This is a genomic window from Portibacter lacus (assembly GCF_021533215.1).
In the GTDB taxonomy this organism is placed as follows: domain Bacteria; phylum Bacteroidota; class Bacteroidia; order Chitinophagales; family Saprospiraceae; genus Portibacter; species Portibacter lacus.
The window spans coordinates 77,318-98,918 of sequence record NZ_JAJNKA010000012.1; the positions used below are offsets into that span (position 1 = coordinate 77,318).

Sequence of the window (21,601 nt, forward strand, 5' to 3'; positions counted from 1 at the left end):
ATGGGATTAAGGTTTTTGGTATTGGTTTTGGTACTGAGTAGTTGTAGAACAACCTCGCCAGTCAGTTCTAATATTATAAGCAATGCATCTGCTACGATTCCTGCACATGCTCATAACGATTACCGAAATGAGCAGCCTTTAGTGGAAGCCCTATCACTTGGATTTAAGTCGATAGAAGTGGATATTCATCTAATCGATGATGAGTTATATGTTTCGCATAATACGCCATTCGCATTGAAGAAGGAGAAAACGCTAGAAGCGATGTACTTAGAACCGTTATCTAAGGCCGATTTCATTCAAGATCCGTTAATTCTGCTTATCGATGTGAAAACGGATGCTTTAGAGACATATGATAAATTGAAAGAGGTTTTAGGTCAATTTAAAAATGAACGAATCGAATATGTAATTTCTGGAAATCGAGCGATTGCGCAAATGTTAGATGATCCTTCTAGATTGATGTCGATCGATGGTCGGCCGGAAGATATTGGAGAGCAATTTCCTTCTGATTATATGCCATTAATCAGTCAGAATTATAATAAGTTTTTCTCGAATCGAGACCCTTCAAAAATTGACCTAAAAGAAAAAGAAGCCTTTCAAAAGCTGGTCAATGAAGTTCATCAGCAAGGGAAAATCATAAGACTGTGGGCAACACCTGATCATCCAGAAATGTGGGAGTATCTGAAAGCGCTAGGCGTGGACTTAATCAATACGGATAAAATTCAAGAGTTTGCTAATTATAATAAGAGTGATTTTTAATTGAACTCAGTCAATTTTCTTGAAGACTATTTTATAATACCTTTTCTATCTTTTATCATTAAGCACCAAAATTATTTCTTGTTTTAGTGAAATAAATTTTGTAAATTATCGGTAAGTTTTATATAACCCGCTCCAATCCAAACCAATGATAACCAACAATTTAGTATGGAGTATAGCTCTATGTGTTCTATCCACATTTAACCTGAATGGTCAACAATCAATATTGTCAAATGGCTCAAATATTATTAGTCAAGGTGGGTCTGTTTCCTCTTCTATCGGACAAATTTCTACTGAAGTAATATCATCAAATACGGACAATCTTTCTCCAGGAGTTCAGCAAGTTTATGAAATAAGTGTTCATACTGGAATCGAAACGGTTTTCAGTGAAGAAATAAAAGTTAAAACTTTTCCCAATCCAAGCAGCCATTTTATTAATTTATCCTCTGAAAGTGAACACACCCTTTCCTTTAAATTGACTGATATTAATGGTCAAAATTTAAAAATTGGCCAATTCAAGAAAATGACTACAATCAATTTAGTGGACATCCCTCCTTCTGCCTACTTTCTCATTATTTCACACCAAAACCAAAGAATAATCAGCTATAAAATTATTAAATCCTCCGAAAAATGAAAAGTTTACTAACCCTAATCAGTGCTTTACTCGTTACGATCACACTTCAAGCGCAAGTTCCTCAAATGATGAGTTATCAAGCAGTTCTAAGAGACGCATCTGAAAATTTAATTGCGAATCAAATGGTCGGTATGAAAATAGAAATCCATCAAAACGAGGAAGATGGTCTGTTAGTTTTTTCGGAAACACATTTAATTACAACTAATGCTAATGGGCTGATAACTCTTAATATAGGAGGAGGCGAATTGATAGAAGGAAATTTTGAATTAATCAATTGGGCAGCAGGTCCATATTTTATAAGAACCCTTACAGATCCAGATGGAGGCACTAATTATACCATTGATGGAGTAAGTCAATTACTAAGTGTTCCATATGCGCTTTTCGCTGCTAGAGCACCCAGTTCTGGAGGTGGTGACTCAGATTGGGTAGAAGATGTGGTTAATAATACGGTGTATACCGATAGAAATATAGCTATGGACCTTGCAGGAGTTCAGCCTTTTCGAGTTAATACTTTAGCTCCTGTAGGGATGGCAAGATTGTTTGCGACGTCCAATGATGGCACAGGAGTATTGGGAACATCGGGAACTGGATATGGGGTTATGGGAGAATCTAGCCAAAATGTGGGTGTATTGGGAGTTGCAAAAAATGTAGGTATAGGTGTCGAAGGTATGGCCGTAGGAGGGGCAGGAGTACACGGGGTTTCTCAAAATGGATCAGGAGTTTTTGGAGAATCAGACACAAATGATGGAATAGTTGGGCTTACAAATGGAACTGATTATGCTGGTGTTTTCGGGAAAGGTATGACTAAAGGCTATGGAATTTATGGAGAAACCAATGCTACGAATAGAGCAGGAGTTTATGGTAATGGATTTGATAAAAGTTATGGGGTGGTTGGTTTTTCTGAAGATCCATTATCAGCAGGAATTGCAGGTTTTGGAGATGATAAATCTACTGGAGTATATGGAACAACAGATGCAACTGACTTATATGGAGTTTTCGGACGTGGATCTGAAAATAGTTACGGAGTATTCGGATTAGCTATAGATCGAGCGGGTGTAATGGGTGAAAGTGAAAGCAAAGAAGGTGTATGGGGATTTTCAAATGGGAACGTTGGTGTAAGAGGACAAAGTGAGGAAAATTGGGGTGTAGAAGGCGAAACTTCTTATACAATGGATGCTGAAGAATTGGACCCTCTTTTAATTGGATCTGGAACTAATTATAAAGCAGGAGTTTATGGGCATAGTACAGATGCTTTTGGGGCTTATGGTTTTAGCTCTGAGTTCAGTGGAATCTTTGGGTTTTCGGGTGAGTCGAATGGCGTCTTTGGTGCTGCGAGTACCAATAATTCAAACTTAGATCGAGCGGGTGTTTATGGCGCAGCTAGAAATACAAATGGTCTTTACGGAAGATCTGTGAATGGATCTGGTATACGGGCAAGGTCTGTGACAGGAAAAGCAGGTGAATTCGAAGGCGAGGTCCATATCGAGAATGGGGGGAAAATGGCTAAACTGCTCATTGAAGTTATGGAAGATGACAATAATGCTCCATGCTTGGTGTGGTCGGGAGATAAGTATGTACGCAAAAGAGAATGTTGGACATTAGAAGAAGGTGATGGAGCTAATTACTTTGTAAGCAATAAAGGCATAAAAGTTAAAAATGGTGACAACACAGTATTTCAAGTAAATCCTGACGGAACTTCTTTGCACAAAGGATTAGAAACATTTGAAGCAGGATTGATTGTACCTTTTGCAGGAACTTCTGCAATTAGATTGCTTCCTAATGATGGAATATCTGTTTATAACAATGCGAATAGTAGTTATATGTTTCATGCAAATTTAACTGGAGATGCTTTCGCTGCAAACTCTTTTTCAACAAATATGCTGAGTGCAACTACGGTTTCTGCAAATATTAAAAATTTTAAAATTGACCACCCTCTTGACCCTGATAATAAAATTTTAGTGCATACCAGTGTGGAATCTGATGATAGATTAACATTGTATTCTGGAAACATTACTACAAATGAAAACGGAATAGCTATCGTGGAGATGCCGGACTGGTTTGAATCCTTAAATACAGATTTTAGATATCAGCTAACGATAATAGGACAGTTTGCTCAAGCAATTATTAAAGAGGAAATAAAAAGTGGGAAATTTATCATTCAAAGTGATAAACCACATGTTAAAGTTTCATGGCAAGTTAGTGGGATTAGACATGACAAATGGGCAAAGGAGCATCCGAATCAAGTCGTGATTGAGAAATCTAATTTGGCCGAAAAGAGTCAATAATCAAGAAGACTTGCATAATGACCTCAAAAAACATTGATAAGCTTCGGCTATTAATCGGACAAGAACTAGATGCGATACGCAGAAGTTTTTCAATGATAAGAAATGGATTATTCAGTCTTAAAACTAACGCTCTGATTAATTTTCAATGTTCCTTCATTTAACAGAAGTTTTACCTGATTCGGATTGTTTTGCTCGAGCAGAATTACATTTTCGAAAGTAATAGTCTTCCCATTTTCTATTTTAATTCCATAAGGCGCATTGGTCAAAAGACTGTTTGTGAAATCTAGTCTAACAACTGGTGGATTTGTTTCATTTCCTTTAATAATGATGTCATCCTGAAGGACTAAAGGCATTATAATATTCAATGTGTCAATGGTTTCTTCGATTCTTATTTCATCTAGAAAAGAGGCACAAGCTAAGCTCATTCTCAGCGAATTAGGAAAGTCATCACCACCTTCGTTAACCACATTATCTTCTATGGTTAAATCAATGGTCAACAAAGAATCACATAGGCTTGCATTGGGAATCGTATCCTTATAAATTCCAGAGGTATTCCATGTGTATTTTCCACTCGGAGAAGTGTAGGATTCGCATTCAGAAATGAAAAGGGTATTAGAAGTATGAGTGCAAAAAGTGATGGTTTGTGTACAGTTATCTCGATTCTCACACAAATCGCTTATTTCGTATGTTCTTGTTATGAATGTAGGATTATTATCATCATCGGTTATTTCTTGTTGCAGATAAAAGGAATTCTCATCTATTGCACAATTGTCATTGGCACTTCCTCCGCCTGCTGTAAATTCAGTATATGTTGTGTAAGGTTGTGAAGCTGGAGCTGGATATATTTCGTTCGGAGGGCAAGTTATTATCGGGGGTGAATAGTCATAAATATTTATATACTGCTGACAATTAAAATTATTTCCGCAATGATCATGGATAAGAAATTCTCGCAAAACAATATTATTACAAGAATACTCGAAATCAACTTCATAGGTGTAAAATGAAGCTTCATTAATTTCACAATTATCATATACTGTACCGCCAGCAGCTAAAAATTCATTAAGAGTGTTAATTTTTGGATAGTCATTTATATCACATTCTATAATATCATCAGGAGGGCAAGTTATAACAGGATCTTCATTATCATTAATTATAATCTCCTGAGAACATTGATAAGTTTCATCATTATCATCAGAAATTTGATAAATTCTTGTAACTGTTTCGGGACAATAACCACCATCTGATATTTCTGCGAGTAATACGAAACTACTAGCATTTATATTGCATGTTCCACTAATCCCACCTCCATCATTTAAAAAATCATTATAGTTACTGTATGCTGGTATTTCGCTTATATCGCAAGTTGCATCTAGACTTTCAGGGCACTCTAATATGCATTCCTGAGCATGTAAAGCATTGAACATCAGTAAAGAAAAGAAAATCAAAAAGCTGGTTTTCATTGGTATCCGTTTAGATATCGGACACGAATATTAGAATTACACCCTTCCAATTGTAGTTGATTTATCTCGACTTAGCCAGAATTTAACATTTTTCAGGACTATGATCTAATGTAATGCTATTAAAATGTTGCAATGAGTAGAGCAGAAAAATATTGTATTTCCTAACACTCCGAAATAGATCGTTGAGCTTGAAACGGAGTGAAATGATCGCCGAGCTAATTGCGCTACTTATCCCCTCAGCTCAATGATCCCCTCGTTCCTCACGGCTCAGTGATCTAAACCAAGGTAGAAATAATAGCTTAAAACATCATTTGCTTAACATCTGGATTTTTCCTTTCTGTTTCTTCGTCATCTCCTTTCAGATCTAATAAATTAGTCCAGAACTCATTTCTAATCACTAATGTTAGTCCAAACTTTTTCAGATCTATATCTGTCGAAGATTTAAAGAAAGGAGTTAGATTGAGATATCCACCCACACCGAGTCCCCAATAGGAAAGGGAAGCCTTTACGCGATGTTGAAATCGATTAATATTATAGTAATCCGCTTTATCTCTGAAACGATCTTTCACCTTAATGACTTCATTCTCTTGAACATATCTTCGTCGGAATGATCCTACTTGAATATATCGTGGCGCATAAAATAAGTCTACCTTGAATTTTCCAATGGACGATTCCAAGCCTAGTCGCGCTTCCCAAGACCATGTTCTTATTTTACTCTGATGCGTAAAAATCGATTTCTTATAAACATGAGCTGGATCACTATCTAATTCAATGGAAGTAGTTGTCCCATCTGAATCAACAACCCACTTGTCACTTAAGAATGTCTGACTGAATGTATATGCTGGCGTGAAGATGATTTTGAAATGATCATTAAACTTTTTAATGGGAATAGGAATACCAAACGGGATGTCATAATTCCATGTACCGTTAATTTCATCACTATCATCACCAACGAAATTTCCTAAGTACAACTGTGCATCTACCTGAAACGATAATGCGATGCAAAACAAAATGGCTAAAGCTTTAGACATGGATTTTTTTATTATTAAGGCAGCAAGTTAAGTAATTTTAAATCATCTCGAACTTGACCTGACACTTTTTAAGCTCGTAATGTGGTAAAACAGGAAACCGCAGGTAGTCGGACATGAGTGTAAAGTCTTTTTATGAAAATATATAACTATATCAATACTACGCATCCTTACTCTTCGCACCGCCCTACTTAAAATGAATCGAATTAAGTATTCTTCTACTTCATGGGTTCTAATTCGAAAATGGTAATCTCAGGCCACATAAATACTCGACCTGGAAACCCTAGAAATCCAAACCCACGATTCACATACAATTGCCTTTCATTTTCTTGATACATTCCCATCCATCTTTTATATCGATATTTTACGGGACTCCATTTCAGCCATTTCGTGTTAATTCCGAATTGCATGGCGTGCGTATGACCGCTTAGTGTTAAGTCGATGATCTGCTTCGTCTTGAGTACATGATGTTCCCAGTGCGACGGATCATGTGACATGAGAATCGATGGCTTTTCAGTATCCATTCCGATCATTGCCTTTGTGAGGTCACCTGTCTTTGGGAAACCGCCTGTTCCCCAATTTTCTACACCTATCAAATTAAAGTGTTGCCCATCTTTAGCGATCCTTCGGTTTTCGTTCCTCAACAGTTCGAACCCTATCAATTCATGTTTTTGATCAAATTCCTTCCAGTAACTTCCTCGTTGGTTTTCAGGGACAGCAGCCATTCCGTAATAATCGTGATTGCCGAGGATGGAAAATTTACCAAACGGCGCTTCTATTTTTGAAAATGTATCAATATATGGGTCAATTTCGTCTTTATTAAAATTGACTAAGTCCCCAGTAAATAAGAAAAGATCTGGGCTCTGAGCATTGATTAAATCGACTCCTTTTTTAACTTGCTGAACACTATCGAATGTTCCCGAATGAATATCAGAGATCTGAGCTACCTTGAAACCACGAAACACTTCTGGAAGATTCTTAATTTTCACCTTGACATTTGCAACGGTATAATTGTATTTTCCACCTGTTATTCCATAAATCATCGATAGGAAAAGCACAACCACTATTGCAAAAATTGCCACATTTGACCAGAATATAGGATGTTCGTAGATGCTTCGATCCCACATGGCCATAGCAACTGCGCCTTTGATAATATTCTGAATTAGAAGACCTATTGAATAAATCAGGACACTAATAAAAAAGGAGAAAGCAAATCCAATTAGGAAGTTTGCGCCTCTAGTCCTTGGCTTTCCTGTAAATTGATTTAGCCCTCGATATATCCCGAAAACAGCTATAATGACTAAGGATCCGAATATGGATTTTGCCAATACATGTTGGTCGAATATAAAGTCTATACTACTAAATGCGAAATAAGATAGCAGTAGAAAAAAGGCAGAAAAAATAATAAATATAGGCAGTCTGTTCATTGGCGTAAATGTATAAAAAAACTAATTTCAGTTTATACTAAAGAAATTTGTAGGTGGTTTGGTTCAAATTTCAATGGTACAATAATCTATAAACATTAAACTATGACTATATTTGCGCTCTAATTTTCGAAAATATGGATTTCAAAAGCTTAATAGGACATTGTAAAGAATATGGATTTATCTTCCAATCTAGTGAAATATATGACGGCCTCAGTGCGGTCTATGATTATGGTCCTTACGGTTCAGAATTAAAGAACAACATCAAGGAATATTGGTGGAAATCAATGGTTCAGATGCATCAGAATATCGTCGGTATCGACGCTGCTATTTTTATGCACCCGAAAACATGGAAAGCCTCAGGACACGTGGATGCTTTTAACGATCCATTAGTAGATAACAAAGATTCTAAAAAAAGATATCGTGCGGATGTTCTTATCGAAGAGTATGCGGAAAAGATAGAAGCTAAGATTACTAAAGATGTAGTTAAAGCGAAGAAGAGGTTCGGTGATGACTTTGATGAAGCACAATTTCGCGCTACGAATCAAAGGATAATCGACCGTCAAGCACAAATAGATGATGCTTTAGGTAGGTTAGCGACGGCAATGTCGGATGGTGATATGGCAGGTCTTAAATCGTTGATTGAAGAATTTGAAATTGCTTGTCCAGCAAGCGGTTCTAGAAATTGGACAGATGTTCGTCAGTTCAATCTGATGTTTAATACGCAACTAGGGAATATCGCTGGTGAAGAAGGAAAACTATATCTAAGGCCAGAAACGGCACAGGGAATATTTGTCAATTTTTTAAATGTTCAGAAGTCGACTCGTCAGAAAATACCATTTGGTATCGCACAGATCGGGAAAGCATTCAGAAATGAGATTGTTGCACGTCAGTTTATCTTTAGAATGCGGGAGTTTGAGCAGATGGAGATGCAATTTTTCATCCAGCCAGGATCGGAAATGAAGTGGTATGATTACTGGAAAGAAACCAGATTGAAATGGCATAAGGCGCTTGGTACATCTGATGATAAGCTTAGATTCCATGATCATGAAAACTTAGCACACTACGCGAATGCGGCAGTAGATATCCAATTCGAATTCCCATTCGGATTTAGAGAATTAGAAGGAATTCATTCTAGAACAGATTTTGACTTGACCCAACACCAAGAGCTTTCTGGTAAGAAGTTGCAGTATTTCGATCCAGAATTAGGCGAGAATTACGTACCTTTTGTACTAGAAACGTCTATCGGATGTGATAGAATGTTCTTATCTCAAGTGAGTAATGCACTACAAGAAGAAACAGTTCCAGATGCAGACGGCAAGGATTCTACGAGAATCGTTATGAAGTTGCACCCAGCTTTAGCACCGGTAAAATGTGCTGTGCTTCCATTGTTGAAAAACAAAGAAGAGTTGACAACTAAGGCAAGTGAAGTTTTTGATATGTTGAAGTATGAATTCAACTGTCAGTATGATGAAAAGGATGCAATCGGAAAAAGATACAGAAGACAAGACGCCATCGGAACGCCATACTGTGTAACGATAGACTTTGACACCTTAGAAGATGATACGGTGACGATAAGAGATAGGGATACACTAGAGCAGATTCGTGTTAATATTTCTGAGTTGAAATCAGTGATCGGAGAGAAGGTGAGTATGAACAGGTTGTTAGAGATGCTGTAAGGGAGTCTCAACCTGACAGTTTTAGGAGAGCCTATTCTGAAGAGCAGAAAATGTAAGGTTTTTTGGGAAGCTTTTCTTAATCTGCTACTTAAAGTGAAGCAAGATGGAAGGAGGAATCCGTTAAAAATCTGACTAGGTGCAGTATTTAATTTCCGGATGACCGGTCTTTCGCAGAGACGGAGAGGTCGCAGAGTCATGATAGCTAGTCAAAGAAAGATGTCTAAGATTAAACTCCCACAATATTCATAGCCTCACGGGAGGTGAGACCATGAATATTGATCGTAAATTCCCTAGCGTTATGATTGATCTAAATCAAACAATAAAAAATAATTTACGTTAGTAATAAAAACAAATCAACATGGCAACGAAAAGAAAAGCAAGCGCACATTGGGCGGGAACTGGAGCAGAAGGTTCTGGGACATTAAACACTTCTAATAAGTTTTTTAATGACACACCCTATAGTTTTAAAACCAGATTCAAAAATGAAGATGGAAAAGAAGGTACAAATCCAGAAGAATTGATTGCAGCAGCACATTCAGGATGCTATGCAATGGCATTAAGTTTCGCGATTGCAGAAGCAGGGCATGAAGCAGAAAGCTTAGATGTTAAAGCAGAAGTGGTATTGGATGAGGTAGAAGGAGGTTTCGGAATCACAGGAATTACATTGGATTTAAAAGGTAAAGTTCCAGGAATGAGTGAAGAAAAATTTATGGAATTAGCTGAAGGAGCAAAAAAAGGTTGTCCTATTTCTAAAGCACTTAGTAGTGTACCTATAAAACTAAATGCTTCATTTTCATAGGCGGCAATTCCAAAGCAACAAAATTTATGTAATGCTGAGCTAAACTAGATTTGGCTCATAATATAATACACGATAATCATAGTCTCTTTTGAAAAAGGACTATGATTTTTTATTTAATTCAAGCAAGTTCCGAGCTTTAATTAATTACCCGGTTCGAAAATCATCTTTCCATTCGTAAGTATTGATTTCTACTATAATCCATTACTAGACAATGATTTAATCATCTTAGATAAAATATTTTCCTGTAGTTTTTTCTTATTTTGTGTTAACAACTTTTAATATGGTTTATTAAAAGTAAAGTTTGACCCCAATCAAATAGCATTAAAATTTATTCTCAGTTAAATTAATTGAGATGAATCCATCATGCAATACGAAGATATATTAAAAACCAACGACAAATACTTACCTCATGAGCCTCAGCCTTAAACCACAACATTTGACCTTGATCATCGCACTCTGTTGTTTAATTTCTTGCGAACCGAACCTAGAAGTAAAACCTCAACCAATCCCCAAGAAAGAATCTAAAAAGAAAAAGGATCAACCAGATAAAGCCATTGAACAAGAATATCTAATGACTCATGATCCTAAACTGAAGCGGACTGCAGAAGAAAGACTGCTACCAATTAGGAAGGATATTCTTAAAGGTAAGTATCAATCAAAACATAGGAATAATAACGAAAACATCTGGGAAGAAAGAGGACCTAACAATGTGGGTGGAAGAACTAGAGCTGCATTAGTCGATATAAATGATCCAAGTGGAAATACCGTCTGGGCAGGTGGCGTAAGCGGTGGACTTTGGAAAAGCGATAACTTTCTTTCAAGTACTGTTACTTGGACACCTATAGATGATTTTTTACCATCCATTGCCATTTCAGCCATAGCTCAAGATCCATCTAATCCTGATGTTTTATATTTTGGGACTGGAGAGGGTTGGTTTAATTCAGATGCAGTAAGAGGATTAGGCATTTGGAAGAGCACTGATGGTGGGGAAAACTGGAACCAACTTAGTTCTACAAATAATTTTAATTTTCATTATATCCAACGAATTAAAATTGACCTACAAGGAAATATTTATGCCAGTTCAAGAGAGGACGGATTACAAAAATCTACGGATGGAGGCAATACTTGGGTGAAATTACTCGGTGGTGGAGTAGGAGGCGGTTTCTCTAATAGAGCTGCTGACCTTGAAATTGCATCGAACGGAGATATTTATGCAACATTTGGATTATTGTCTACGGATGGGATTTATAAATCTACTGATCAGGGAGTAACATGGTTGTCGATGAATGATGGATCTGTTGATAATGGACTTATTAAAGAAAATTTTGATAGAATAGAAATTGCTGTTGCACCTTCGGACCCACTTGTTGTGTATGCACTTTTTGAAGATTCGGATGAATCATTTTGCTCAGGGATATATAGAACGATTGATGGTGGAGCTTCTTGGAAAAGCATGACAGTGCCAGATGCATTTGGTATGGATAATTTTGCACGAAAACAAGCTTGGTATGATTTAACTGTTGCTGTAGATCCTATTAATCCTTATATTGTATACATCGGGGCTGTTGATTTATTAAAATCTACAGATGGAGGGGAAACATGGACTCAGATTTCACAGTGGTATGGCGGTGGTGGTTTCCAATACGTACATGCAGACCAACATGACATCATCTTTCATCCTAACAATAGATATTTAGGCCTTGTGCTTAATGATGGAGGAATTGCAAAATTTAAAATTGATCCAATTTTAGAAACTGAATCCACGAATGCTTATTGTACTCCTGTTCACTTTAATTGTTGTAATGACTTTATTAGCCATGTGAAATTGAACGAAATTGATCATCATTCAGGGGTAGCTCAACATACAACGATCGATGGCTATTCAGATTTTACAAGCATTTCAACAGAGTTGTTGGCTGGAAATAGCTATGATATTGATATTACCTCTAATGTTTCTTGGGAAGATTCAAAAATGGGTGTTTGGATTGATTTTAACAATAATGGTGAGTTTGAAACGTCAGAAAACATCATAAGCACATCTGGCATCAGTCCTTATTCTGCTGAATTCAAAGTGCCGAATTTATCAGCTCATGGAGAAACGAGAATGAGGGTTCGCTTACAATTCTCTCCAGATTATGTTCCAGATCCATGCGATGGAGCGTATACACTAGGTGAAACAGAAGATTACACGATATTTATTCAGAATTGTTTAGAAGGAAATGTCTGCAATGATGGAGATCCATGCACTGGAAATGACATCCTTAATTCTGATTGTGAATGCATGGGAACTTTAATCGATATTAATAGTGATGGAGATTGCGACCTAATTAATACGCCAGTTTTCGAAACACAAGTGAGTAATTATAATGTTACCCAGTTTTATTCTTGCGCACTTCACCCAGATGCGAATTCTAATATTATGCTTGCAGGGACTCAAGATAATGGGACTCAGTTTTTTAATAGCCCAGGTCTTTCAGGTACTATAGAAGTAAGTGGCGGAGATGGTGGTTACTGTTTTATAGATCAAGACGAACCCAAAATTCAGATTTCAAGTTATGTCTATAATTCCCTATACATAACTAATAACTCTTGGATTGGTTCTGAAGATTATCTTGAAATAGGAGATTCTAAAGGAAGGTTCATTAATCCTATGGATTATGATAGTGAAAACAATACCCTGTATGGTGTATATGATGATGGATTTATTTCGAGAGTAAGAAATGTAGGCAGTGAAAACAACTATGACACCATAGCCATTGCTGGAATGGAAGGGATAAAAGCATCTATCATAAAAGTAGATCCTAGTGATCCGACGACGATATGGATTGGGACACCAAAGGATGCTAAATTCTTTGGGATTTATGAGGCTAAATTATTCAAAGTTATCAATGCTAATTCGGAAACGCCGGTTGTTGAAAAAGTAGTGAAAATAGATGATGGTGAGTTTTTCGGTTATGGATATATGAGTTCGTTGGATATATCAGTTGAAAATCCTGGAACGATGAGTTTGACATTTAGCAATTATGGAATTCCGAGTGTTTGGCTCACTAAAGACGAGGGTTCAACTTGGGAAAATATAGAAGGGAACTTGCCAGATATGCCTATCAGGTGGATTATGTTTGATCCATTCGGAGATGATAAAGCCATTGTTGCAACTGAAATGGGTGTTTGGAAGAGTGAACTATTAGCGGGTGAAAATACGGTATGGGAAACGATGAATGAAGGCTTGGCTAATGTGAGATGCACAATGTTGAAGTTTAGAGATTCAGATAATACCTTATTAGTATCCACATATGGTCGGGGATTGTTTACGACATCATATTGTACGAACAGATTCAATTATGCTGATACGATTTGTCAAGGTTCTTCATTCGAATTTTTTGAGGAGGTTTATACAATGCCTGGAATTTATACGATTAATGTAGCCGATGAAAGTTCTTGCAGTGGTACTTCTGTCCATGTACTAGACCTTACTGTGGAGGACACGTTTACGGTAGAATTTAATGTGTCTATATGTTTCGAGGAGATATTTGAACTTGAAGGAGAAGAATATAGTAGTTCAGGAAGGTACGTAATTATACAAGATGCAGCAAATGCATGTGGGTCTACGAAAACTATTTTGAACTTAGAAATATATGATTTTTTTGCTGTGGAGATTGGAGATACTATATTTATAGATATTGATTCGGATTATATTATACAGACAAATGGCAATTATACAAGTTATTTATGGAGTGATGGAAGCACGAATTCGGAGCTAACAGTTTCTGGACAAACATTAGGAGAAGGGGAGCATACTTTTGAGGTAGAAGTCAAGAATGAATTTGGATGTCCTGCTAGCGATGAAGTAGTTGTTGTGGTTCAAGTTCCTTCGTCAATAGAAGATTATGATCAAGTACTATTTGATGTTTTCCCCAATCCAACTACAGCTAATTTGTTTGTAAGCGTAGAAATCGAGGAGGTGGAGAAGCTCGAAATTTATAATTTACATGGACAATTAGTTACTGCGAAAATCAATGCTCGAGGTAGTTTAGTTGAGATCGATATGCAAGATCTTGTTCCTGGAATATATGTTGTGGCCCTGAAGCAAGGTAATAGGGTATATCATAGAAAATTTATGAAGATTTAGGGTGTGGGTAATTAGGAAGGCTTCCCATACACCATTCCCACATGCGGTATACCATCTTCTAAGTATCCTTCACCTACTTGATTAAAACCTAGACCAGTATAGAACTTTAGTAAGTAGGTCTGTGCTGAGATTTTGATCTGGTGTTTTGGATATAAGGCATGGCATTGTTTAATGCTCTCCGTTACCAGCGACCTTCCATAGCCTTCTCGACGAACATCCATACTCGTGAGAATTCTGCCGATGGACGAATAGGTTGTGAAGGTTGTTCCTGGAGGAAGAATTCTCGAATAGGCGTGAATTTCCCCATTGACCATCCCAAGCAAATGATGTCCTAATTTATCTTTTCCATCTAAATCTTGGTAGACACAATCTTGTTCCACTACAAAAACCTCAGCTCTCAATTCTAAGATGCGGTATAACTCGTCTAAATTTAATGAAGCAAATGGCTTCGTTTCAAAAACAATCATCCTAATTCTTTTCTAAATATTAAAGTTGCACCATCTGTAAATGTATTTTGTAAATATATAGTTGAAATAATTGGAATGGTTTGGGTTAACTCATAACCTTGTTGTGCCATTTCATGAATAGTGCTCTGAATATCTCTTGTAAATTGGATACCATCGACAACGTACTCGTTGTTTTTCATGTATTTTTTAGGTTCCTGTCTGGGTGTTGATAAAAAAACAGAGTGATATTCGTATTTCATATGATTAAGATATTGATTTTTTATAAAGTAGAGAGGCTAAGAGTAAATATAGTGCTAACATATAGGATCTCTCTAAGGTCGCTTCTACTAAAAAGGAGACGGTTAGCATGCTCACAAGGGCTAAAATAAATGGATCTCTGAAATTTTGATTCCAGAGAAATGGACCGTAAAAAGATATTGCAAATAACAATAACCCCAATATTCCTGAAGAGGCTAAAATTTTAATGACCTGATTGTGGGGCAAAAATGCTCTACCGCCTTGAGTATATTTCTCTTCATATCGATTTCCCATTTCTCTTTTTAGATCCCCCGTTCCGATTCCAATCATCTTGTAATCTTTCCAGATGTCAATGCCTATTTTAAAGGACCGAATCCGTTCTGAATCTGAATAGTTTGCACCCTTATCCGCTTGCGATAAACTTAGATCATACCGCGTGTATTTAATTTTATTCTGAAAGCTCGGGATTGCATAATAGGCAAACACTGGACTTATAATGATAACAAGCCACAGAAATGCCATGATGTAATATTTCTTAGACTGATAAAGTAGGAGAGAACCCGCCATTAACAACCCAAGATAGCTTAATCCTATGCCACTCCGTACCGCTAAGACATGAACCGCAATAAATAAGTATACCGCAGTACCTAGAAATGCGTACTTCAAATATTTACCTATAAAATCCTTTTTCGTAATGAAAAGGATACAAGAGAAAACAAATGCAATCGAGAGAAAAATGCTATACCTCACATGATCTATAGGAGTCGGAATCGCTTTTCCCATTCCTAAGGATTGATTGATTTCGGCGAAATTCAGAAAGTATTTATAAAAGACCGGAATAGTACTCGCAATAACAATGAGAATAAACATTGTGAAAACGCTGTTTCTCTGCTTAGTGGACAGCGTGGGAAGTAAGACCACGGCTAGAGGCAAGGATAAGTAACTTAAGTTATGCTGAATGGCCCTAAGTGCTCTATCTGTTTCATCTGAATTAAAGAGTCCCATGAGATATGGAGCAAAACCCAAAGCGAGGATGATGACTGGTAACCAATTAACTTTTAAACCCTTCCAGTGAAAAACTAAGTATATAATTGCCAAGACCAACAATGCAATATTCACTATTGTAATAAGAAAAAAAGAGTAAATCAAGGCGATGATTAACAACAAATAAAGACCGATGCTGGCCTTCTGAATATTTCCGATGCTGAAAATATGGTTCAAGAGTAGGTGCTTATATTATAAACGCGAAAGGTAATGATTTAACCTGATATTGCTCTCTAATCATTTAGACAAGAAAAGGAATTTTTTTTGGTCTTGAATTTTAAAGAGCGATAATATTCAGTTCAGCATATATTTAATACCTTTGCCCCCTTATATAAATCCAAGTAAATGGCACAGGAAATTTTCGATAAAGTAAACGCAGTTCTTAGTGAGATTCAAGGTGAAAATCCAGAATCAGCGGACGCATTAGAACAATTTCGGATCACCTATCTAGGTTCTAAGAATAAAATTAAGCCTTTGTTTGGTGAAATTAGAAATGTGACACCAGAGCGGAAAAAGGAATTTGGACAGCTAGTTAATTCAGTAAAAGTAGCTGCAGAAGAAAAATTCCAGGCAGTAAAAGATAAGTTGGAGGAAGATTCACTTTCAGCTGCGGCGGGAAATGTAGATTTGACTCGACCAGGATTTCCGATAGAAAGAGGATCTAGACATCCTGTCTCCATTGTGATGAATGAAATGATCGAAATATTTAGTAGGATCGGGTTTTCAGTAGCTGAAGATAGAGAAATCGAAGATGACTGGCATAATTTCACTGCGATGAATACGCCTGAAGATCATCCGGCGAGAGATATGCAAGATACATTCTACTTGAAGAATTCAGTTACCCGATTGCTTAGAACGCACACTTCTTCGGTACAAGCGAGAACAATGATGGAACAGCAGCCTCCGATTAGGATTATTGCTCCAGGACGTGTTTATAGAAATGAAACGATTTCTGCTAGATCACACTGTCAGTTTCACCAGATCGAAGGTTTGTACATCGATAAGAATGTATCATTTGCAGACATGAAACAAACGCTTCTTTATTTTGCACGTGAGATGTATGGTGTAGAAACGGATATTAGACTAAGACCGAGTTACTTTCCATTTACAGAGCCAAGTGCAGAAATGGATGTATACTTAGGGACAGCAGATGAGCGTTCTCGAAAATTGACAAAAGGAACGGGCTGGTTAGAAGTACTCGGTTGCGGAATGGTCGATCCTCAAGTGTTCGAAAACTGTGGAATCGATAGTAGTGTCTACACTGGTTATGCATTTGGAATAGGAATCGAGAGATCTGCCATGCAACGATTTAATATCAGTGATATTAGATCCATTTTTGAAAATGATATTCGTTTTATCAGACAATTTGTATCCGCATAATGAAACCGTCATTACCTAAAGGCATCAGGGATTTTTTACCCAATGAGGTGCTGAAAAGAAAATATATTTTTGAAACTGTAGAAAAGGTTTTCAAGAAGAATGCTTACGTGGCCATAGAAACGCCAACAATGGAAAACCTAGAAACACTGACTGGAAAGTATGGTGAAGAAGGTGACCAGTTGCTGTTCAAAGTCATGAATAATGGTGACTTTCTAAAGAAGAGTGATGCTCAAGCATTCGAAGAAAGAAACAGTTCGAAGTTCGCACATTCTATTTCTAAGCGTGGACTGAGATATGATCTCACCGTGCCATTTGCAAGATATGTGGTGATGCATCAGAATGATATTTCATTTCCATTCAAGAGATATCAGATTCAGCCCGTATGGAGAGCGGATAGGCCACAGAAAGGGCGATATCAAGAATTTTACCAGTGTGATGTAGATGTAGTGGGCTCGGACTCATTAATGTATGAGGCGGAGTTGGTGAAAATTTACGATGAAGTTTTTACGGCTTTGAATCTGGAAGTAGAAATTAAGGTGAATAACCGTAAGATTCTAGCTGGGATTGCGGAAGTAAGTGGTCTTTCGGATCAATTTATGACCATGACTATTATTTTGGATAAACTGGATAAGATCGGAGAGGCTAAGGTAGTAGAACAATTAGAAGGTTTAGGTTTGTCCAATGAAAAAGCACTCTATATTATAGAACTGATAGGTTCGAGTTGTTTGGAGGATTTCGAAGTAGCCTTTCAGGATTCTGAAATGGGTCAATTAGGAATTCAAGAATTAAAAGACTTTCACCAATATCTAGATGTTGTTACAACAAACAATAAAGTGGTTTTCGATCCTTCATTAGCAAGAGGGCTTAGTTACTATACAGGTTGTATTTTCGAAGTGAAGTCTCTAGAGACCGAAATGGGATCTATCGGTGGAGGAGGAAGGTATGCAGACTTGACGAGTAATTTTGGACTCAAAAATATGCCAGGTGTAGGTGTTTCATTTGGGGCTGAGCGGATCTATGATGTGATGGAGGAGCTTGGTAAGTTTCCTGAAACGCTAAGTGTTGCGCCAGATATTTTGTTTGTAACATTCGGTGCGCAAGAGCATATTAGGGCTTTTAAGTGGTCAGGCCTGTTAAGAGAAAAGGGAATTGTCAGTGATGTGTATCCTGATTTCGGGAAGATGAAGAAGCAGATGAAGTATGCGGATCAGATTAATGTCCAATATGTAGCAATCATCGGAGAAGAGGAAATGAATAAAGATGTAGTGAGTCTGAAGAATATGAAGACTGGTGAGCAGGAAGAGGTCAATTTTGATGCACTATTGACAAAAATTGACCGCTAATAAAAAATTAATTTTCAGCAGCGTTAGTCCTAGTAATAGATAATGGTCTCGCTTCCAAATAAGAAAAACAATGATAGCATTCAATCTAAGTGAAATAAGAGAGAAGATTTCATCTGGTGAATTAACTTTAGCGGTTCTTACCCAATCTTACTTGGATCAGATCGAAAGGACTAAGGACCTTAATATATATGTCAATGTATTCGGGGAAGAAGCGCTCCAGAGAGCTGCTGATTTAGATAAGAAGTATGCTGAAAATCCAGAAAGTGTAGGTAAGTTATTTGGAATGGTTGTATCGATTAAAGATGTGATTTGTTACAAAGACCATGAAGTGACTGCTGCTTCTAAGATGCTGAAGGGTTTCAAGTCTTTATTTAGTTCGACTGCTGTTCAGCGATTAATTGATGAGGATGCAATCATCATCGGTAGTACTAACTGTGATGAATTCGCCATGGGTTCTTCTAATGAGAACAGTGCATATGGTCCTACGAAGAATGCGGATAATCCAGATTACATTCCAGGTGGATCGAGTGGCGGAGCCGCCGTTTCTGTGCAAGCAAAGACTTGTCTAGTTGCATTAGGGAGCGATACCGGTGGGTCTGTTCGTCAGCCAGCTGCTTTCTGTAATGTGATAGGAATGAAGCCAACATATGGTAGAATTTCTAGACATGGCTTAATTGCCTATGCTAGTTCATTCGATCAGATAGGCCTTGTAGGGCATACGGTGGAAGATATGGCTTTGGTGCTAGAAGTGATTTCTGGTGCAGATGATTATGATAGTACGGTAAGCCAAAAGGATGTTCCAGCTTATAGTGCAGCCATTGATTCAGAGAAAAAAATTAAAATTGGGGTAATCGAATCCTTTTTCGATCACCCAAAAATGAATCCTGAAATTAGGGAGAAGAGTAAAGAAATGCTCAAGGCTCTAGAAAATAAGGGATATGAGTTAGTTCCTATTTCATTCGAGAACATAGATTACTTAGTTCCTAGCTACTATGTTCTAACTACCGCGGAAGCGTCGACAAATCTCTCCAGATTTGACGGAGTGAAATTTGGACACCGTTCACAAAACATTTCTGATTTAGAGTCGTTATATAGGTTCTCTAGAACAGAAGGGTTCGGAATAGAAGTCAAACGCAGAATAATGCTCGGAGCTTTTGTTTTAAGTTCTGGTTATTATGACGCCTATTTTGAGAAAGCTCAAAAGATTCGAAAGATTGTAAAAGATGAAATAAACGGCTTATTTTCTAAAGTAGACGTTATTGCATTGCCGACAAGCATGGATTATCCATGGAAGATAGGTGATGCAAATCAGGATCCAGTTAGTATATACCTCAGTGATGTTTTTACTGTGATTGCTAATTTATGTGGGATCCCTGCTTTAAGTTTTCCTTTAGAGAAAGGCGCAGATAATGTGTCGTCGGGAATACAACTTTTAAGTAATTCTTTCGAAGAACAGCATCTTTTCAATTTGTCGGCTTGTTTGCAAAATATGGCATAGTTGTTGGAAATCATCTAACCAAAGATTAGAGATTTTAATAATATGTTGTGAGATTTGCAATTGTAATATAAACCAGTACCTTTGCGGTCCCAAATTCTGAAATAGAGCAAAAATGAGGCGTTATCCCGCGTTTTATTTTGTTTTAATTATTAAATGCAAATTATAATATTGATTTAATCTTTTACTAAACCGATTAAATTAACTTATTTACCTATGAGCAGAATCAAATTGCCTTTAAGGCGTTTAAATTTGGTATTAGGCCTCCTTACGTGTTTTTTTAGCGTTTTCGCTGAAGACGACAGTTTTATAGGAACCTTTACGCTAGATGAGATCGAGCAACGTCTCGAGAGTCTCGATGCGGATGTGGACTTGAAAATGACCCCCGAAGTAAAGAAATATCTTCAACAATATATTGTTTCACAACGACAAAGTAGTGAAACTCTTATTGGGAGGTCAATGGTTTATTTTCCTGACATTGAGCAAAAGCTACTACAGAAAAATCTCCCTATGGAGATTAAGTTTCTCTCGATTATTGAATCATCGCTTAAACCTGAAGCTCGTTCACGAGTAGGTGCTGTAGGATTATGGCAGTTCATGAGGGCAACGGCTAGGATGTATGGATTGAAAATCGATAAGCATGTTGATGAGCGAAAAGATGTGGATAAATCTACAGAAGCAGCATTGACCTATTTGTCGGATCTACACGAAAGGTTTGGTGATTGGACTTTAGCATTAGCAGCTTATAATTGTGGTCCTGGAAATGTAAGAAAAGCCATGAGAAGGTCTGGTGGAAAAGATTATTGGTCCATTAGGAATTACTTGCCACGTGAAACTAGGAACTATGTTCCTAAGTTTATCGCAATGACTTATCTCATGAATTATTACAATGATCATGATTTAATTCCTACTTATCCGGATGAATTATTTGTGAAGACTAGGAAGATGATCGTTGTTGAAGCGACTACATTTTCTTCTGTCAGCCAAATTACTGGATTAGACATAGAGGAAATCAAATATTATAATCCTTCTTACCTAGGAAATCATATTCCTGGAAGTAAAGATGGGAGAATTCTGGAATTGCCTTCTGATGCTATGTACGTGTATCTAGAAGAGATTCAGGGTTTTGATTTTTTGATTCCTGATGCATTGCAAGATTTGCTTGAAGAGACTAAAGTCGCTGCCCAGCTCATTGAGAAAAGGGAATTAGTGACGATCGTGCCACTAGTAGAAAGAAATATCCTTGAAAACTTCGAGCTGATTTATGCGAAAGAAAATATCGTGTTAGACGATGTGCAAGCGAAGTTGAGTAATCCGAAAATGCTTGTGAAAACGAGACAGAGAATTACAGTTGTGGATTGGAAATCAAGCAAAAAAGAGAAGAGAAAGCAGATTTCAACTCGTATCAGAAATAGCCTGAACTTAAACTAGGTTATCAGAAAAA

The 21,601-nt window shown here is 37.2% G+C and carries 16 protein-coding genes; 10 read left to right on the forward strand and 6 right to left on the reverse strand.

The features are described from left to right. From L2586_RS18375 to L2586_RS18385, 3 genes are all read left to right on the forward strand, one after another. Window positions 1-756, forward strand: a complete 756-nt coding sequence (locus L2586_RS18375; RefSeq protein WP_235294405.1) for a PI-PLC domain-containing protein — start codon at window positions 1-3, stop codon at window positions 754-756. A 145-nt stretch (window positions 757-901) separates the two neighbouring features. Then, the gene (locus tag L2586_RS18380) at window positions 902-1,387 is read left to right on the forward strand and encodes a T9SS type A sorting domain-containing protein (RefSeq protein WP_235294406.1); all 486 of its coding nucleotides are present in this window, start codon (window positions 902-904) and stop codon (window positions 1,385-1,387) included. Next, complete coding sequence (locus L2586_RS18385) at window positions 1,384-3,672, forward strand: hypothetical protein (protein ID WP_235294407.1); 2,289 nt, start codon at window positions 1,384-1,386, stop codon at window positions 3,670-3,672. The genes L2586_RS18380 and L2586_RS18385 overlap by 4 nt, the downstream gene beginning before the upstream one ends. A gap of 107 nt (window positions 3,673-3,779) precedes the next feature. Here L2586_RS18385 and L2586_RS18390 read toward each other — a convergent pair whose 3' ends face one another. From L2586_RS18390 to L2586_RS18400, 3 genes are all read right to left on the reverse strand, one after another. After that, window positions 3,780-5,132, reverse strand: a complete 1,353-nt coding sequence (locus L2586_RS18390) for a hypothetical protein (RefSeq protein ID WP_235294408.1) — start codon at window positions 5,130-5,132, stop codon at window positions 3,780-3,782. Between the two features lie 299 nt (window positions 5,133-5,431). Next, window positions 5,432-6,163, reverse strand: a complete 732-nt coding sequence (locus tag L2586_RS18395) for a hypothetical protein (protein ID WP_235294409.1) — start codon at window positions 6,161-6,163, stop codon at window positions 5,432-5,434. A gap of 215 nt (window positions 6,164-6,378) precedes the next feature. Beyond that, the gene (locus L2586_RS18400) at window positions 6,379-7,587 is read right to left on the reverse strand and encodes a metallophosphoesterase (protein ID WP_235294410.1); all 1,209 of its coding nucleotides are present in this window, start codon (window positions 7,585-7,587) and stop codon (window positions 6,379-6,381) included. Between the two features lie 134 nt (window positions 7,588-7,721). On the opposite strand from L2586_RS18400, the gene L2586_RS18405 reads away from it, so the two are divergent. From L2586_RS18405 to L2586_RS18415, 3 genes are all read left to right on the forward strand, one after another. Further along, the gene (locus L2586_RS18405) at window positions 7,722-9,263 is read left to right on the forward strand and encodes a glycine--tRNA ligase (protein ID WP_235294411.1); all 1,542 of its coding nucleotides are present in this window, start codon (window positions 7,722-7,724) and stop codon (window positions 9,261-9,263) included. A 358-nt stretch (window positions 9,264-9,621) separates the two neighbouring features. Continuing rightward, window positions 9,622-10,062 (forward strand): OsmC family protein, encoded by a 441-nt coding sequence (locus L2586_RS18410; RefSeq protein WP_235294412.1) that lies wholly within the window; start codon window positions 9,622-9,624, stop codon window positions 10,060-10,062. A gap of 409 nt (window positions 10,063-10,471) precedes the next feature. Beyond that, window positions 10,472-14,191, forward strand: coding sequence for a GEVED domain-containing protein (locus L2586_RS18415; RefSeq protein ID WP_235294413.1), 3,720 nt, complete (start codon window positions 10,472-10,474; stop codon window positions 14,189-14,191). An 11-nt stretch (window positions 14,192-14,202) separates the two neighbouring features. Here L2586_RS18415 and L2586_RS18420 read toward each other — a convergent pair whose 3' ends face one another. From L2586_RS18420 to L2586_RS18430, 3 genes are all read right to left on the reverse strand, one after another. Continuing rightward, on the reverse strand, window positions 14,203-14,658 hold the full coding sequence (locus L2586_RS18420; protein ID WP_235294414.1) for a GNAT family N-acetyltransferase: 456 nt from the start codon (window positions 14,656-14,658) through the stop codon (window positions 14,203-14,205). Next, on the reverse strand, window positions 14,655-14,837 hold the full coding sequence (locus tag L2586_RS18425) for a hypothetical protein (RefSeq protein ID WP_235294415.1): 183 nt from the start codon (window positions 14,835-14,837) through the stop codon (window positions 14,655-14,657). Before L2586_RS18425 ends, L2586_RS18420 begins: the two co-directional genes overlap by 4 nt. Before the next feature lie 64 nt (window positions 14,838-14,901). Further along, on the reverse strand, window positions 14,902-16,116 hold the full coding sequence (locus tag L2586_RS18430) for an O-antigen ligase family protein (protein WP_235294416.1): 1,215 nt from the start codon (window positions 16,114-16,116) through the stop codon (window positions 14,902-14,904). Between the two features lie 168 nt (window positions 16,117-16,284). On the opposite strand from L2586_RS18430, the gene pheS reads away from it, so the two are divergent. The 4 genes from pheS to L2586_RS18450 all read left to right on the forward strand — a co-directional run bounded on the left by pheS (window position 16,285) and on the right by L2586_RS18450 (window position 21,588). Next, window positions 16,285-17,319, forward strand: coding sequence for a phenylalanine--tRNA ligase subunit alpha (pheS, locus tag L2586_RS18435; protein WP_235294417.1), 1,035 nt, complete (start codon window positions 16,285-16,287; stop codon window positions 17,317-17,319). Further along, on the forward strand, window positions 17,319-18,662 hold the full coding sequence (hisS, locus tag L2586_RS18440; protein WP_235294418.1) for a histidine--tRNA ligase: 1,344 nt from the start codon (window positions 17,319-17,321) through the stop codon (window positions 18,660-18,662). The genes pheS and hisS overlap by 1 nt, the downstream gene beginning before the upstream one ends. Window positions 18,663-18,732: 70 nt before the next feature. Further along, window positions 18,733-20,160 (forward strand): Asp-tRNA(Asn)/Glu-tRNA(Gln) amidotransferase subunit GatA, encoded by a 1,428-nt coding sequence (gatA, locus tag L2586_RS18445; protein ID WP_235294419.1) that lies wholly within the window; start codon window positions 18,733-18,735, stop codon window positions 20,158-20,160. Window positions 20,161-20,373: 213 nt separating this feature from the next. Then, a complete protein-coding gene (locus L2586_RS18450) occupies window positions 20,374-21,588 on the forward strand; it encodes a lytic transglycosylase domain-containing protein (RefSeq protein ID WP_235294420.1) in 1,215 nt (404 codons plus the stop codon). Window positions 21,589-21,601: the final 13 nt, after the last annotated feature.